The sequence below is a fragment of the Bacillus sp. NPDC057893 genome (assembly GCF_042796455.1).
Taxonomy (GTDB): domain Bacteria; phylum Bacillota; class Bacilli; order Bacillales; family Bacillaceae_G; genus Bacillus_A.
In genome coordinates this window covers 746563-762759 of sequence record NZ_JBHVNG010000002.1, presented here as the reverse complement: position 1 = coordinate 762759, position 16197 = coordinate 746563, and the positions used below count along the sequence as shown (strand labels likewise).

18 protein-coding genes, 1 other RNA gene and 1 riboswitch are annotated in these 16197 nt (G+C 35.9%); of the genes, 4 read left to right on the top strand and 15 right to left on the bottom strand.

All coding sequences use genetic code 11. The annotated features are described in order from the left end of the window. Positions 1-89: 89 nt before the first annotated feature. A riboswitch (purine riboswitch) is annotated at positions 90-191 on the bottom strand. 116 nt (positions 192-307) lie between these two features. The 11 genes from ACFVQC_RS12645 to ACFVQC_RS12595 form a co-directional block, all read right to left on the bottom strand. Next, positions 308-1054, bottom strand: a complete 747-nt coding sequence (locus ACFVQC_RS12645; protein ID WP_002149273.1) for a type I methionyl aminopeptidase — start codon at positions 1052-1054, stop codon at positions 308-310. A gap of 154 nt (positions 1055-1208) precedes the next feature. Further along, complete coding sequence (locus ACFVQC_RS12640) at positions 1209-1682, bottom strand: GNAT family N-acetyltransferase (RefSeq protein WP_002201111.1); 474 nt, start codon at positions 1680-1682, stop codon at positions 1209-1211. 48 nt (positions 1683-1730) lie between these two features. After that, positions 1731-3248: a carboxypeptidase gene (ypwA, locus tag ACFVQC_RS12635; RefSeq protein ID WP_002202592.1), complete on the bottom strand. Its 1518-nt coding sequence runs from the start codon at positions 3246-3248 to the stop codon at positions 1731-1733. A gap of 118 nt (positions 3249-3366) precedes the next feature. Continuing rightward, on the bottom strand, positions 3367-5304 hold the full coding sequence (locus ACFVQC_RS12630) for an ATP-dependent DNA helicase (RefSeq protein ID WP_002158552.1): 1938 nt from the start codon (positions 5302-5304) through the stop codon (positions 3367-3369). A gap of 138 nt (positions 5305-5442) precedes the next feature. Next, a complete protein-coding gene (locus ACFVQC_RS12625; RefSeq protein ID WP_000376895.1) occupies positions 5443-5625 on the bottom strand; it encodes a DUF3921 domain-containing protein in 183 nt (60 codons plus the stop codon). 61 nt (positions 5626-5686) lie between these two features. After that, a complete protein-coding gene (locus ACFVQC_RS12620; protein WP_002149278.1) occupies positions 5687-6826 on the bottom strand; it encodes a THUMP domain-containing class I SAM-dependent RNA methyltransferase in 1140 nt (379 codons plus the stop codon). Positions 6827-7006: 180 nt separating this feature from the next. After that, an RNA gene (gene rnpB / locus ACFVQC_RS12615) (RNase P RNA component class B) lies at positions 7007-7399 on the bottom strand. Between the two features lie 87 nt (positions 7400-7486). Next, a complete protein-coding gene (gene gpsB, locus ACFVQC_RS12610; RefSeq protein ID WP_377891455.1) occupies positions 7487-7822 on the bottom strand; it encodes a cell division regulator GpsB in 336 nt (111 codons plus the stop codon). Positions 7823-7919: 97 nt separating this feature from the next. After that, entirely contained in the window at positions 7920-8474 is a 555-nt protein-coding gene (locus tag ACFVQC_RS12605) for an SLOG family protein (RefSeq protein WP_002149284.1), read from the bottom strand. 56 nt (positions 8475-8530) lie between these two features. Continuing rightward, complete coding sequence (locus ACFVQC_RS12600) at positions 8531-8941, bottom strand: CotD family spore coat protein (protein WP_002149285.1); 411 nt, start codon at positions 8939-8941, stop codon at positions 8531-8533. Between the two features lie 157 nt (positions 8942-9098). Further along, positions 9099-9713: a YppG family protein gene (locus ACFVQC_RS12595; RefSeq protein ID WP_377891460.1), complete on the bottom strand. Its 615-nt coding sequence runs from the start codon at positions 9711-9713 to the stop codon at positions 9099-9101. Between the two features lie 177 nt (positions 9714-9890). On the opposite strand from ACFVQC_RS12595, the gene ACFVQC_RS12590 reads away from it, so the two are divergent. Further along, the gene (locus tag ACFVQC_RS12590; RefSeq protein WP_002030817.1) at positions 9891-10082 is read left to right on the top strand and encodes a YppF family protein; all 192 of its coding nucleotides are present in this window, start codon (positions 9891-9893) and stop codon (positions 10080-10082) included. Between the two features lie 25 nt (positions 10083-10107). Here ACFVQC_RS12590 and ACFVQC_RS12585 read toward each other — a convergent pair whose 3' ends face one another. Both ACFVQC_RS12585 and ACFVQC_RS12580 read right to left on the bottom strand, forming a co-directional pair. Then, on the bottom strand, positions 10108-10452 hold the full coding sequence (locus ACFVQC_RS12585; RefSeq protein WP_377891462.1) for a YppE family protein: 345 nt from the start codon (positions 10450-10452) through the stop codon (positions 10108-10110). Positions 10453-10467: 15 nt separating this feature from the next. Continuing rightward, entirely contained in the window at positions 10468-10710 is a 243-nt protein-coding gene (locus ACFVQC_RS12580) for a hypothetical protein (RefSeq protein ID WP_002117753.1), read from the bottom strand. A 118-nt stretch (positions 10711-10828) separates the two neighbouring features. Between ACFVQC_RS12580 and ACFVQC_RS12575 the strand changes: the two genes are divergently transcribed. Further along, a complete protein-coding gene (locus ACFVQC_RS12575) occupies positions 10829-10975 on the top strand; it encodes a phage portal protein (protein WP_377891536.1) in 147 nt (48 codons plus the stop codon). A 191-nt stretch (positions 10976-11166) separates the two neighbouring features. Here ACFVQC_RS12575 and ACFVQC_RS12570 read toward each other — a convergent pair whose 3' ends face one another. Beyond that, complete coding sequence (locus ACFVQC_RS12570) at positions 11167-12192, bottom strand: DUF2515 domain-containing protein (protein ID WP_377891471.1); 1026 nt, start codon at positions 12190-12192, stop codon at positions 11167-11169. Between the two features lie 103 nt (positions 12193-12295). Between ACFVQC_RS12570 and recU the strand changes: the two genes are divergently transcribed. Further along, positions 12296-12898 (top strand): Holliday junction resolvase RecU, encoded by a 603-nt coding sequence (recU, locus tag ACFVQC_RS12565; RefSeq protein WP_002030800.1) that lies wholly within the window; start codon positions 12296-12298, stop codon positions 12896-12898. Positions 12899-12964: 66 nt separating this feature from the next. After that, positions 12965-15658: a PBP1A family penicillin-binding protein gene (locus tag ACFVQC_RS12560; protein ID WP_377891476.1), complete on the top strand. Its 2694-nt coding sequence runs from the start codon at positions 12965-12967 to the stop codon at positions 15656-15658. A 20-nt stretch (positions 15659-15678) separates the two neighbouring features. On the opposite strand, the gene ACFVQC_RS12555 is transcribed toward ACFVQC_RS12560, so the two are convergent. Continuing rightward, positions 15679-16197: a YpoC family protein gene (locus ACFVQC_RS12555; RefSeq protein WP_377898432.1), complete on the bottom strand. Its 519-nt coding sequence runs from the start codon at positions 16195-16197 to the stop codon at positions 15679-15681.

Sequence of the window (16197 nt, the reverse complement as noted above, 5' to 3'; positions counted from 1 at the left end):
GCAAATAAAAAACTCCAAAAGCCGCCACCACTCGTTACAAGTGAGAGACGTGCTTTTGGAGTTTCGCAAAAAAGAATGCTAAACAAGCAAATATATTCGTCCTCACTCATAGTCAAAGTATTTACGGTACTTCGGTAGAAACTTGCAGGCCATATCCCCGCGATTATATGAGTGTAGCTAACTTATTTATTTATAGAAGGATTATAACGCACTTTTTTCACTTTGAAAAGCATTTATCGTAAAAACACGTACAAATTTTATGAAAACACCGTTTTCGTTCGATTTTTACAAACTCTTACCTATCATATTACAACGTCGTTAATATGATAGGCCCATCCTTCGTAATCGCAATTGTATGCTCATATTGTGCAGATAATTTTCCATCCATCGTCCGTGCAGTCCATCCGTTTAAATCTACTTTAGAATATCGCATACCGGCATTTACAATAGGTTCAATTGTAATTACCATTCCTTCTTGTAATTCTGGCCCTTGCCTTGGCTTACCAAAATGAAAAATTGCTGGTTCCTCATGAATTTCTTTACCAATTCCATGTCCAGTAAAGTCTCTTGCAACAGAAAACCCTTCAGAAGCTACATAACTTTCAATTGCGTATCCAATATCTCCAACATGGTTACCACTTATCGCTTGCTCAATTCCTTTATATAAAGCACTCTCTGCTACTAACAATAACCTTTTTGCTTCATCAGAAATATCTCCAACTATATACGTCCATGCAGAATCCGAGAGCGCACCATTTAAGTTTACTACCATGTCAATTGTCACAATATCTTCTTCACTTAAAGGAACATCTGTTGGAAACCCATGACACATTTCATTGTTCACAGATGCACATATTGCGTATGGATAATCGTTATACCCTTTCTGTTCGGACCTGGCACCATGCTTTTCTAAATATGCTTCAACAAACGTATCGATTTCTTGTGTAGTGATACCTGGTTTCATCATTTTTGCAATTTCTCTATGACAAGAAGCTAGTAACTTCCCAGATTCATGCATCAAATCTATTTCATTTTTCGTTTTAATTGTAATCATACTACCTCTCCTTACTAAACTTGCTATTTGCTACTAAACTTCAATCATACACACCCTCTTCCAAAATTTCAAAACTTCTAATTACAACAAGTACAAAAACAAAAATCATTTATTTCTACATCAAAATAAAAAAACAGAAGCCCCCTTCTGTTTCTTAATCATTTTTACATATATAATTCATTTTCAGAAACTCAAAACAACTACCATTTGTTTTCTGAATAAACGTTCCAACTGCTTCGAACCCTGCTTTTTTATATACTTTGATTGCCCTTTCGTTAAATGCCGCTACTGATAATGTTATATAGTCACATTTATATTTTTCTTTACTAAAATCTAACCCAGCTTTTACGAACTGTAAACCTAATCCATTTCCTGTTATATCAGGTCTCATTCCAAGCCCTATATCAATCGTTTGATTATTTATTTTACCAAAACTAAAGAAGCCAATTATACTATCGTTTTCTTTCACGACAAATGTAGTATTTCCTCTCATATGAGCATTTAAAAACTCCACTAAATCTTCTTGATCTGCCTCTATATCATAAAAAGAATACTCCCCTTCATAATGCCAGTTGTATGCAATTTCTTCCGCTTCCGTTTGCGACATTACTGTAAACATATAGCCCATTTCTCTCACTCCCTCATAAAAAAGAGCTGCAATTAAGCAGCTCCTGTTTTATAACTCATAAATCTCTTTATATTTAGCTTCTAAATAATCAGCTAAGTAGTTTGCATTTAAACCTTCACCTGTCACATCTTTTAAAATTTCAAGTGGTTTTTTCGTTTTGCCGTATTGGTGAATATTCTCTGTTAACCATTCACGAATTGGCGTCACGTTTCCTTCTTCTAGTAATGCATCAAAGTTTGGAATATCCTTTAGCATCCTTTGTTTAAATTGCGCTGCATACATATAACCAAGCGCATAAGATGGGAAATATCCAAACGAACCACCAGCCCAGTGAACATCTTGTAATACACCTTGTGCGTCATTCTCTGGACGAATACCTAAATAAGTTTCCATCTTATCATTCCATGCCGCTGGTAAGTCTTTTACTTGCAGTGTGCCATCAAATAATTCTTTCTCCAGCTCATAGCGAACCATAACATGAAGCGGATATGTAAGTTCATCTGCTTCTATACGGATAAAGGATGGTTTTGACTCATTAATCGCATCATAAAACTCGTCTACTGATACGCCGTCAAATTGACCGTCACTATATCGCTTTAACAAATCATAGTTTTTCTTCCAGAACGACTTATTACGGCCAATGAAGTTTTCAAAGAATAACGATTGTGACTCGTGAATTCCCATTGATGTTCCACTGCAAAGCGGTGTTCCTTCTAGTTCCTCTGCAACATTTTGCTCATATACAGCATGACCACATTCATGAATCGTGCCGAAAACAGCCATACGGAAGTCTTTCTCATCGTAACGAGTCGTAATACGAACATCCCCTCTATTTAATGTAATTTCAAAAGGATGTACCGTTTCATCAAGACGACCCGCTTCAAAGTTATAGTTCAATTGTTTTAATAACTCTAAAGTAAAATTCTTTTGTTTTTCTTTTGAAAAATGTTCAGCTAAAGCATTTGTTTTTAATTCTTTTTTAGACTCAGAAATTTCTTTCACAAGCGGAACGATACGTTCACGCAGTTGACCAAATACATGATCTAACACTTCTACTGTGATTCCCGGCTCATACATGTCTAATAGCGTGTTATATTTGTACGTTTCGTAACCCCAATATGTAATAAACTTCTTTTTGAATTCAACAATTTTTTCTAAATACGGACGGAACATTTCGAAGTCAGATTTTTCGCGAGCTTCTTCCCATACACTTTCCGCTTTCGCTTCTAATTTCACATACGCTTCATATTCCGCTTGTGGAATTTTCTTATTTCTATCATATTCTTTCCGACACTCTTCAACCATTTTCTTTGTCGTTTCAGAAAGTTTATTTTCAACAATTAAAGATTCTAGTTCAGTTAAATAGTTCCCCATCTCATCTGAAGTCGACATCGCAAACACTTCGGATGAAAGCATTCCAATTACTTCTGAACGCTGGTCTACTCCTTGCTTTGGTGCACCTGTTCTTAAATCCCAAAACATTAAGCTTAATGCTTCTCCGTAATTCTCTATCTTCTTCACATATGTTAAAAATTGTTTTTCTACTTCATATGTAGCAACTGTCATAGTATAAAAAACCTCCTTTTTCTACCTCAACCTTATTTCGACATTAAAACATAAATTCCTTTTCTAATAGAAAAAAAGCTTGGCAAGTGCCAAACTTTTCCCTACAACATTTTTTCGCTTAAAGTACTTTTCCTTCTACCGGAAGCACTTTCTTCACTGCTTCTATCACTTTTTCATCTTCATTATCTGATAAGAATAATGATATAGCACCTTTATCTTCACTTGTACGAATTAAACGTCCAATTCCTTGACGAAGACGTAAAATCATATAAGGCACATCTACATCCCAGAACGGATCATTTACATGTTTACGTTTCGCTTCAAACACAGGATCGTTTGGAGGGAATGGTAATGACCAAATAATAACGTGTGATAATGATGAACCAGGAATATCTAAACCTTCCCATAAATGCACAGCACAAAGTACAGTCTCTTCTTCATTTTGGAAACGAGAAACGAGCTGACTAATTTCCTGATCCCCTTCATATAAGAACGGAACCGACATTTGCTCTTTACTTACATACTCTTTGAACGCTGCAAGTTCTTGCATTGTACGGAATAATACAAGCGTACGTCCATTTGTTTTCTGGATATTTTCAAGTGTATATTGACACTTTCTTTCCCATTCATTTTCTTTCGTATGCGATAGTAAGTTTACTGCCATTTGCTCTTCATAATCAAACGGTGAGGCAACTGAGAATGATAAATAATCTTTTACCCCTAGACTATTTGCTGTAAATGCGAACGAATCGTTATCCGATAATGTTGCAGATGAGAAAATGTACGGAATTTTCTTCGAGAATACTTTTTCTTGTAACACTTCTTCAACTGCACGTGGCATAATAACTAACGTGAAAGCACCATCACTTTCTTCACCCCACGTAATTACATTTTTCTCGTGCATGAAAAGACGAAGTGAATGCTCTAACACATCTAAATGCTCATCAACAATATTTAAATCGTATGTGTTTACTGTATGCATTTCACTTTCAAATACTAATGCATCACCGACTTCACCGATTTTCGCATAAAGTCTTTTCGCTTCTGCAGTTACCTTTTCTGTCACAGTAATTTCTAAACGATCAGAACCTTCAATTTCCTTTTTATTCTCTTGTAGTACCCCAAAGAATTGTTCAGTTTGCCAAATTGTTTCTTCTACTAAATGTGCGAACTCTTCACGAATATCGTTTTGTAATAATCTCGTTAAAAGTTGCTCCATCATCGTTTGTTTTAAACGGTACGTTAAAGCTTTTTGAGCTGCATACTCTACAAGATGTCCTTCATCGAATACAACGCAGCTACTTTCTGGTAATAACGGAATTTGCCCTTCACGTTTACGTGCATCATATGTCCAAATATGATCCATATAGAAATCTTGAGAACAAATAATTAAATCTGCAGCTTTACGATAATGTTCACGAGAAAGTGTTTGACCACAACGATGACGAGAATCACAAGTGAAGCAATCTTGGAAGTAATCCCAGTTTACCTTTGACCATTCCTCGTCATTTAACAGTGGAAATTCTTTTCTATCACCATAGTGAGTAAAGTTCTGCATCGTACCATGATCGAATACGAACTGAGGTAATTCGTAATATACATCTTCAATTACTTCTGGAGCTCGTCCACTCATAACATCTTCAAGTTTACGCAAACATAAATAATTATCCATTGATTTTGCAAGTCTAACATCAACAGATAGCCCTAATGCTTCAGATAACTTAGCAATGTCTCCTTCTTCTTTCACAAGCTGCTCAATTAACGTTTCATCTGCACAAGCGATAATAGCTGGCTTCCCTGTATAACGTGCATAACAAATTGCATATAGAAGATATACAATTGTTTTCCCTGTTCCTACACCTGCTTCTGCAAACATAACTTTCTTCTCTTGGAAAGCGCGCTCTAACTGAAACGCCATAAAAATCTGTTCATCACGCTCTTCAAAGCCTTTTTCCGGAAGAATGTCGTAAAACACATCTCCAATCCACTCATTCAACTTATCATAAAAATTATCTTGTTTTCCTACTTCAAATGGTAACCTATTCTCAGTAAACATCCTTAGCCTCCAACCAAACAGTTTTTCTATAAAAAGATATAGCAACTGCTACTCACATGTGTGCAGCCACTTTCCCCTGTTGCAATACATAGAAATACACGAAAAAAAATTTCCCTTTCGAAAAAGGAAAATTTTTTTCTATATTAATGACTTTAAATACCGTTTATCAATCGCTGTTTCATGTGAAAGAGCTGACAAATATTCTTCCTGCGCTTTTTGTATTTCATCTACAATCGCACCTTGACTATCCACTTCTTTTCCGAGCTCATCATACGTACGGTGAATAGCTTTTTGAATCATTGATAATTGGAAACTATCCATACCACTTCCTCCTTTACGCATTACATAATAGCCAGTATATGCGCGCTGGAGGAGTTTTATACTATGAATTACGCGGTGGACGTTTTCCGAAGTATTGATAGTAATCTGTACGGATAAATCCGTTAAACAGTTTACGCTTTTTCGATGCATCTTTTCCGTAACACTTCTCAAATGCTTCATAACTTGTTAATAAATACATTGACCACGTATCTAATGGGCGGAATACCTCTCCCGTTTCTTTATATAATTTTTCAACAAGCGCTCTTTCACTTAAACGTTCTCCGTATGGAGGATTCGTTACAACATAGCCATATTCCTCTTTTGTCGTGAAATCTTTTACTTGCATTTGTTTAAATGATATAAGATCCCCTAATCCAACTTCATCTGCGTTATCTTGGGCAACTCTTATCATACGGTGATCGATATCTGATCCAATGATTTGCAATGGTTGATTATAATTTGCTAAATCTTCAGCTTCTTGACGAGCTTCGCGCCAATTTTGTTTACCAACCCAGCCCCATTCATCCGATGCAAAGCCTCTGTTAAATCCTGGTGCGATATTTTGTCCAATTAATGCAGCTTCAATCGGAATTGTACCAGATCCACAGAAAGGATCAACGAAAGGACGATCCGGCTTCCAGTTTGTTAACTTAATTAAAGACGCAGCTAATGTTTCTTTTAAAGGCGCTTCACCTTGCTCAAGACGGTATCCACGTTTATGAAGACCTACACCACTCGCATCGATTGTTAACGTTGCAATATCCTTGAGCATTGCAATTTCAATACGGAATAACGGACCATCTTCTTCAAACCAAGTTGTGCGTCTATACGTTGTTTTTAATTTTTCAACAACAGCCTTTTTAACAATACGTTGGCAGTCTGAAACGCTAAATAATGTTGATTTTAAAGATTTCCCAATAACAGGGAATTCTCCGTTCTCTGGAATATAATCTCCCCAGTTTAACGCTTTTGTTTTTTCAAATAACTCATCGAATGTTGTTGCTTTAAATTCGCCGACTTTAATTTTCACACGGTCTGCAGTACGTAACCATAAATTCGTACGACAAATCGCTTTTTCATCCGCTTCAAACGTCACCTTTCCGTTTTCCACTTCACATTCATAACCAAGATCGCGAACTTCTCGGGCAACTAACGCTTCAATACCCATTGCCGCTGTTGCAATTAAAGTAACTTTTCCCATTTGCATTCACCTCTTATGTATAATCAAACAATAATTAATAACATGTTGTCCTATTAATTATCACATATTACGAAGAATATTCTCATTTACCATTTTAACTCACAATTTATAACTTCATACAAATAAAAAGCCCTCCTCTAACAAAGGAGAGCTGAGTTATTTCATAGTTGGTTCATAACGTTCTGTAAGCCATGTTCTGTTCCTTTGTACTGCAAACGGCCCACGCCTCGTACTCCGGTGGTAATCATCTATCTACAGGTTAATGAAAACCTGTCCTTTCCCATCGTTCATTTCCTTGGAAAAGATTCCCCTACCATTATTTGGGTTTCTCGCTCGTGGGGTTTACCTCGTTCCACTCCTATCATTTCTTCAAGGACTTCGTCACTGTGGCACTTTAAAGGTAGTCAAACCATATCCGAAAGGACTTAGGTTTTTTCCCTGCCGTTAAACCAGCCTCACAGCCAGAATACCCTAGCTTATGACTTGGCTAGGCACGAACACTACAACCATCTCAGGCTGTGCGAGCATGGACTTTCCTCTACAACGTTGGCGTTGCAGCGATTACCCAAACGTTATGACATCCATTAGTATAGTGGAAACAAAAAGATTTTGCAATGTTTTTTTCTATGTAAAATGCTTTAATCTTTTTGTTACCTTAATTTATTCGTATAACTTACTTCCAAATACAGCTTTTTCTAAATTAGATAGACGTTTTAAAATATCCGTATTCGTATTGTTATATACTGGTTGTGCAGCTGGTGTTTGTACTGGTTGCTGCGGAACTTGTGTTGCCGCTACTTTCTGCTCTTCTAATTCACGTTTCAAACGAGCATTTTGTTGTTTTAATTGATCAAATTCCTTATGAAACGCTTCATAATCTTTAATAATCATATCAAGAAACTTATCTACTTCTTCTTGTTGATAACCTCTCATACCTGTTTTAAATTCTTTTTCTAAAATATCTTTCGCTGTTAATTTAATTTTATCCGAAATCATTTTCTTCACCTCAAATTTTTGCCAAAGCTTTCATTAACTAAATTTTTTCAGAAACAATGCCTTTTGTCAATCAAATATACGAGTACTATATTACATATTACTCTGCATTATTCCACTGTTCCTCTTCCATTATATCTTGTAAATCAGAAAAAAGAATGAAATAACTGTGATAATTTTCTATTTCTCCTTTTTTCTTAGCTGCTTCTACAATATATTTAGGGCTCCCAGGCTTTTCTTCATCATATACAGCTAAAAGTGCATCGCTTTTTTCAATAAAAAATTGATTCTTTAATTTAAATTGCTCTGGGCTTTCGTACTTCCGTTTCGTAATACTATCAATGTGATCTGCTTGCGAAAGAATAAATTCGTAATATTCACGGTTATCTTCCTTCCAATTTTCTTCTTGTTCTAAAAAAGGAGTAAATACCGCTAATTTTAAATCTGGATATTCTATTTGAATTTCAAAAACAACTTCAGCAGCCCATAGCTCTACTCCTAACTGGCCGCTAATAATAACCCATTCCAAACCTTCTTCTACAAAAGCAGTTAATTTACGACGCAACAACTTTTTTATCCACTCTACTCCTGGGTGATCATTTTTAAATATTCCAAGTTCAAATGGCTTATACCCTGTTACAGCAACGACCTTCATATCAACACTCCAATTACAAAAAAAGAACTAGCATTTCGCTAGTTCTAACATATCATTTACCTTTTAAACATTCCACCAACATTTGGTCCTACATTCGGTCCAAACGGTGACACATTCGGTCCTGGTCCAAATGGGGATACATTCGGTCCTGGTCCAAATGGAGATATTTGATGCCCGTGGTGGTGGTGGCCATGACCACATGGTCCACACCCGCCGCCAAATCCACCAACAAATCCTGGATCACCAGGGTCTACAACATTTACGTTCGAGTTTGTTTGTGGGAAGAAGCTTTGATTTTGAATTTGCTGATGATGTACGTGTGTTGTATGCGTTGGGAAAACGTGTGGCACCACCGTTGTTGAAAAAGAATGTGTTACGCATTGTTTTGTCGGATGAATGACAGGAGCAGTTGTACAAATAGGTCCTACAGGCTTATGCCCTCCAAAGCAAGGATGACAATGATGCATAGTTTTTTCTCTCCTCTCTCATTTAAAAAAATCTGACTACACTTTACAATATGAGAAAAGAGGTAAAGACGCTTGTTATATACACCCATTTATTTCATGGAAATTTGTCTAGTATCCAATTTCATACGTAATACCTATTATAGACAACCCCCTACTATTATTTACCAAAAAAGCCCCCGACTTGCTTAACAATTCCTGTTACTTGATTCATCGCGTTCATCATTTGTCCAGCTGTGTTCATCATTTTATTTACATCGTAGTTACCATCTGATGATTTAAATTGTGAAACAAAACTAGAAAACTGACTTGGTTGCTGTTGCTGTTGCTTTTGTTTATTCATCGTTGGATATGGTTGTTTTGGTGGATAAAACATAGCTTGTTGATTTACATATTGAGCTGGTGACATGTAGTTTTGTGAATTCATATACGCTTGCTGTGGTTGATTCGTATACATTTGCTGCGGCTGACTCATATGCGGTTGTTGCGGTTGATTCATATGTGGTTGTTGCGACTGATCCATGTACGGTTGCTGTGGTTGATTCGTATACGCTTGTTGCGACTGATTCATATGCGGTTGCTGCGGTTGATTCGTATACGCTTGTTGCGGTTGATTCCCAAACGACACTTCAAATGGTTGATAATAATTTTGGTTTCCATAATGAGGCTCGAAAGGATACATATTATATCGTAAATATGTATCCTCATTATATTGGTACATATTTTGCTGTGCATATGGATTTGCTTGCTGATATACATTAGGTTGTTGAAACATGCATTCTCTCCTCCTTCGCATAAGTTTCTACATATAGAATATGTACCTATAAAATAAAATGTGTGACGGAGTATCTGTCTTTTTTTGTCGGAAGTTTAAATTTTTAAAAAAATTAGAAAGTAAACCCTTCCATGCTATGATAATAAGGAAGAAGATTCTCATTGGGGAGGAATCAACATGGTATTAGGGGATTTAAAACAAGCGTTTTCTCAAAAAAAGGGGTATTACACAGAAAATTCGAATGAACTGTTAGACTTTGCGAGACATTGTTATCTTGAAGGAAAAGTATGCATATCAGATTACCGAACATTAATACGAGAGTTAGAAATAAACGGTGCAACAAAACCTACAACAGTGACAGAGGCATAAAAAAACAAGAGGGTTTTCCCTCTTGTTACTTACATTGATCTACGATATTTTGCAAAGTATACGAAATAGCCTGATGTGTTTCAAAGAAACGTTTACCTTTTCCCTTATTAACAAAACATTGTAGCACATTAGTTTGTAAATTATCATACACTTGATCAATTTGTTGTACATGTATATACTTAGGTCGTTCTTCCTTTATCCACCTATAAGCTAATTCTTTCCACATCTCTAACTCCGCATCTACAATATCAACAAATGGCTTCATATCCTTATAAAAATCATATTCAACCATTTCTCTTTTGTTCACATTCGCTTCATCATTATACTGCATTAACTTCTCCGAGGACTGGATTAATGCTTCATATCCCATTTTGTTCCCACCTTATTATGCACTCACTACGACGTTTTGAAATGTCTTTACCCAGCTCCCTTTTTCTTCGTGATGCACTAATTTATTTTCCATATGTTCTATATGCATTTCTGTTATTTCTATCTTATTGCATATTTTTTCACCTTTATCCTTTAATGCATGATTCATTCTAATCCCAATATTCATTTCCAGCAAATCGAGAGAACTTAACATTTGATCCATTTTTTTCATAACATCTTCCTTCTGAACCATCGCCATATTTAAAACGCCCCCTTCTTTGCCTTTCCTTTGTCATGTAATTTCGCCGATTGATTGATTACTCCTTCTCACATGACAAAACTAGTTGATATTCGTCAAAGAAATCATTTAGTATGCCATTTTTAGAAATGGTAACAATACAAAAAGGAGGTGTATTACGATGGCAAAAAATAAAAACGAAAAAAATAAAAAGCAAAACAAACAACAAAACAAACCTGAGACTGGTAATCCAAAGCTTGATGGTCCAAATTTCCCCGCTACATAAAGTGAAACTTTAATCAAAGTGGCTTTTACAAACAGCTATTTTCTAGTCTAACTTTACCTCTTCGCTTTCGATAAGTGTTGAAGCTAAAGTCGTACTGCCGGCAAATAGCGGATTAGAAAGTAATTTGTTGTAGAGCATATTACTTTTAATAAAGAAGCCCCGCCTTCATTTAGGAAGGCGGGACTTCTTTATTATATCATGAACTCATCTATTCTTTTAACAAAACTACTTAATATAGAAAGAGTATGTATTTGCTCCCTCTTCTTTCTATACCATTCTGTTATATTAATTTCCCCCTTAGGTTTTTCAAGTAAAAATAATGAATCTATTTCCAACCCTTCACTAAACCAATCTTTTTCAATTAATTTTTCATGAGTGACAATAGAATACACATCCCGAAGAGCCGGCGTACATGATTTTCTAATTCCCCTTATATTACATTCATAATCCATCCTTGATCCTGTATGCCTAGTTTGCACTGCAAATTTATAAAAAGAAGCCTTATACTTTAAATGAAATAATAACCAAGCTAATTGCTTCCCAAGTTCTATACGTTTTTGCAACGTTTCAAATTGATAAACTGAAAATCCATACATTTCCCCTTCCACCATTGGAAAAATAACTGCACTAACGTGAAATATTTCTTGAAATTTGAATAGTGCAGTATCAAATACATGTTTTTGAAAGTATGCATTCTCAATTACTGGTTTTTGAATTTTATTTTGTTCATTAATAATAAGTGCCGTCATAAGCCTATTTATATCTTTTTTCTCCCAAAACGCGACCCATTCTTTTTCCATAAAAATTGATATGTTGAAAAATTGTAACAAATGGAAGAGCGGCGCACATCTCTTTTTACTTTCCTCATACAGTAATAGTTGAGGAAATGCATCTAAGAAGATGAGCCAATTGGCTTTCTCATACAAATGAAATAATCGTCTCTTAACTGTTTGAGATAAAAGATTAGAATAATATTCTCCTTCTAAATCTGTCATGTTCCATCCCCCATTCCTTGAAACCATGCTTGCTAAAAAAGACCATCTAATTTCTCTATTTCTCAAATAATATTCTTGGTAAGATTGTGTACGTGAAATATTATCTACGTTAGCTACATCCGTGCTCTCCTTAATATTAAGAACTATAGCTTTTTCCTCTTCTGTACAAAAAATATCATTACGGGTCTGTTTAATTTTTTCGTAATCATTCCATCGAAACATGAGTAAGTCACCATACCTTTCTTGAAAAAGGTCACATCTTTTTTCATTTTTTGATATAATCACCTTTGTAAGTAAATCTTATCAAGTTGGGAGTGGACAAAATATGACCATTCGTTACCCAAATGGAAAAAGGTACGATCAAGCTTCACAACCTCATAAAACACCAATAAAAAAACATACTTACAGTAATAGAGGTATGTCCCTTGAAGAGGAATTGAATGACACCAATCAATATTACTTAACCCATAATATTGCATGCGTACATAAAAAACCTACACCTCTTCAAATTGTAAAAGTAGATTACCCCGCTCGAAGTGCTGCAGTGGTAAAAGAAGCGTATTTCAAACAACCTTCTACAACAGATTACAACGGTGTATACAAAGGGAAATACATCGATTTTGAAGCGAAAGAAACTAAAAATAAAACCAGTTTTCCACTTCAAAACTTCCACCTTCATCAAATTGAACATATGAAGCAAGTAGTCGCTCATAATGGAATTGCATTTGTTATTATTAAATTTACACTTTTTGATGAATTTTATTTATTAGATGCAAAACATATTATTGCATTTTGGAATCGTCAAAATACTGGTGGACGTAAATCGATTACAAAACAAGAAATAGAAGAGCATGGGTCTTTATTATCATGCGGTTATCACCCTCGAATTGATTATATCCGCGTACTAGACACGGTTTATTTTTCGTGATAGAGTCATCACTAAGGCTCTTTTTTCGACTTTTGGGGGAGAGAATGAAAGGTAGGAGAAAGTATAATGTCAGATAATTATCGTTCTCGTACAGAACGAAATCATGTAAAAAATCAAACGAAAGAAACAAATAATAAAGAAGAAAAACCAAAGAAAAAAGGTTCCTTTTTCAAGAGATTTCTTATAGGTTGTCTACTTCTTGGTATCGTCGGTCTCGTAGCTGGCGTTTCGGCCTTCTTTGTTATGGTAAAGGACGCTCCAAAACTAGACAAATCAAAGCTAGTCAATCCTTTATCAACAAAATTCCTTGATAAAAACGGGAATTTCTTCTATGAATACGGTGCTGAAAAACGAACCCATGTTACATACGATCAAATTCCAAAAGTAATTGAAAGTGCATTCCTTGCGACTGAGGATGCTCGTTTCTACGATCATAATGGAATTGATTTTAGACGTACTGGAATGGCAGTCATGGAAAATGTCACTGGTGGCTTTGGCTCACAAGGTGGTAGTACGATTACACAGCAAGTAGTTAAAAACTATTTTCTAACGATGGACAAAACTGCAAAAAGAAAAGTGCAGGAATGGTACTTATCTTATAAGTTAGAGCAACAGTACTCAAAACATGAAATTTTAGAAATGTACTTAAATAAGATTAACTTAGGTAATCGCTCTTATGGTATTTCCACAGCTGCCAAAAAATATTACGGCAAAGATTTAAAAGACATACAACTACACGAAGCCGCAATGCTCGCTGGTTTACCCCAAGGTCCTAACATTTATGATCCAACAAAACCAGATAACGTTGATAGAGCAACGAAACGTCGTAATATCGTATTAACATTAATGAACCGACACGGGTATATAACGAAACAAGAAATGAATGATGCAATGCAAATCCCTGTAACACAAGGACTTCTTCCCTCTTCAGAAGTAACTGAAATGAAATACCAAGCATTTTTAGATGCAGTTGTAAAAGAAGTTGAAAAAGAAATTCCTGATATAAATATCGGTTCGGACGGTTTAACGATCCAAACGACTCTTGATCTTGATGCTCAAGACTATGCTGATAAAATAATGGATGGGAATCTCATCAAGTATCCAAACGATCAATTCCAAGGATCATTCGTATTTATGGATACTCAGTCTGGAGAAGTTCGAGCAATCGGCGCTGGTCGTAAAGAAAGTAAATCTACTTTCAAAGGTCATAATATGGCAATCGATTTAAAACGCCAAGTAGGTTCAACAATGAAGCCAATTTTCGACTATGGTCCAGCAATAGAAAACCTACAATGGTCTACGTATCATCAATTAAACGACTCAGAGTATACGTATTCCAACGGTAAAAAAATACGAAATGCAACAAATAGTTATAAAGGTGACGTTTCACTTCGTGAAGCATTGAAAAAATCATTAAATATTCCTGCTTTAAAGACAGCTCAAGCAGTTGGCCTCAATAAGTCACAAGAATTTGCTCAAGGCTTAGGAATGACATTTAAAGAGGGCAAGGTATATGAATCTACTGCAATTGGTAGTAATGACAGCTCTCCATTAGAAGTAGCTGGTGCATATGCAGCATTCGGAAATGACGGTGTTTATAATAAACCTCACTTCGTAAAAGAAGTTATCTTCCCAGATGGGAAAAAGAAAAACTTTAAGCCGAAAGAACAACGTGCGATGCATGACTATACGGCCTACATGATTACTGATGTTCTTCGCGACGTAGTAAAACCTGGCTCTGGTGGTACAGGTCCGACAGCGTATGTTCCAGGAGTAGACGTAGCAGGTAAAACAGGAACACAAAACTTTGATGAATCTGTTATTAAAAAATACGGTATTCCAGCAGATGCCAACAGAGATAGTTGGTTCGCAGGATATACACCACAATATACAATGGCTGTATGGACTGGTTATGAAAAAGATAGCCCAGAAAATTACATTGGAGATCGTTCTACTAGAATTGCTCAGCAAATGTTCCAAACAATGATGAGCAAATTTGCTACGGATAAATCTCGTTTCGAGCGCCCTTCTTCTGTACAAGAATTAAATGGAGAACTGTACATTAAAGGCGCGAAAAAAGATGCAGTTAAAGAAATTAAAGTAGATTCGCCAAGCGGCCTTAATGTCGCTTTCGATGGCGCTAGCACAGTTACACTAAATTGGTCTGGACCATCAGAGGTTGATGCGTATGCTGCAAGCTATAAAGCTACTGACGGTAGTAGTGGTAGCTTATCAGTAAGCGGTACGACAGCTACTCTTGGAGGCATTAAACCAGGTGTTACTTACAGCTTCTCTGTAGTAGCGAAAAAAGGTACTGGAACAAGTCCAGCAGTCGGTGCATCCTTTACCGCTCCTGGAGGAACTCCAGACGCGAAAAAAGCTGAGGAAGAGGCTAAGAAAAAAGCTGAAGAAGAAGCTCAGAAAAAGGCTGCAGAAGATAAATTAAAACAAGACGAAGCTCAGAAAAAAGCTGAAGAAGATAAATTAAAACAAGACGAAGCTCAGAAAAAGGCTGCAGAAGATAAATTAAAACAAGACGAAGCTCAAAAGAAAGCTGCAGAAGAACAGCGTAAGCAGCAAGAAGAGGCTCAGAAAAAAGCTGAAGAAGAGGCTAGAAAAAAAGCTGAAGAAGAAGCTAAAAAGAAAGCTGAAGAAGAGCGTAAACAACAGGAACAACAGAATCACCAACAAGAACAACAGAATCACGGCGGAGATACTACTCCGCACGCAGATGGAAATGTTGTTACAACAGAATCATAATAAAAAGAAGTCCATTTCTCCTAATGAGAAATGGACTTCTTTTTTGTTATGATTTTCTTCGCATATAGCTTTTCTACTTCGATGTATAACTGTGCTAATTGAATATAAGAATGATAATGTCCTGGTTTCTTTATAACAAATGAATATCGTTCCATAAAATTAACAGGTTTCATTTCTAATTTATCTATATGTTTTTGTATCTCATGCAAACTAGGCACAGGTTGTTCATTTAACCAATATACGACTGATAACATATGAGCTGCAAAAAGAATCATCGGACCCTCAGCTTCTTGTTTTTTTCTGTTCCGAAATAGTATAGCAATTTCTTCATGCTTGCTTTTCCATATATTTAACACCGCTGGAATACTTGTTTCAATTTCATTCCATGGCTCATATTGTCTTTCAATATCAAATATAAAGTAAGTATTTTGTATTATTTCTTCAAAAGATTGGTCTGTGTGATACGTAATCGAATTTGCACTCTCTTTAAAAAATGGTACGCACCGAAACTCTTTCGGTATTTCTATAACTCGCTCCAT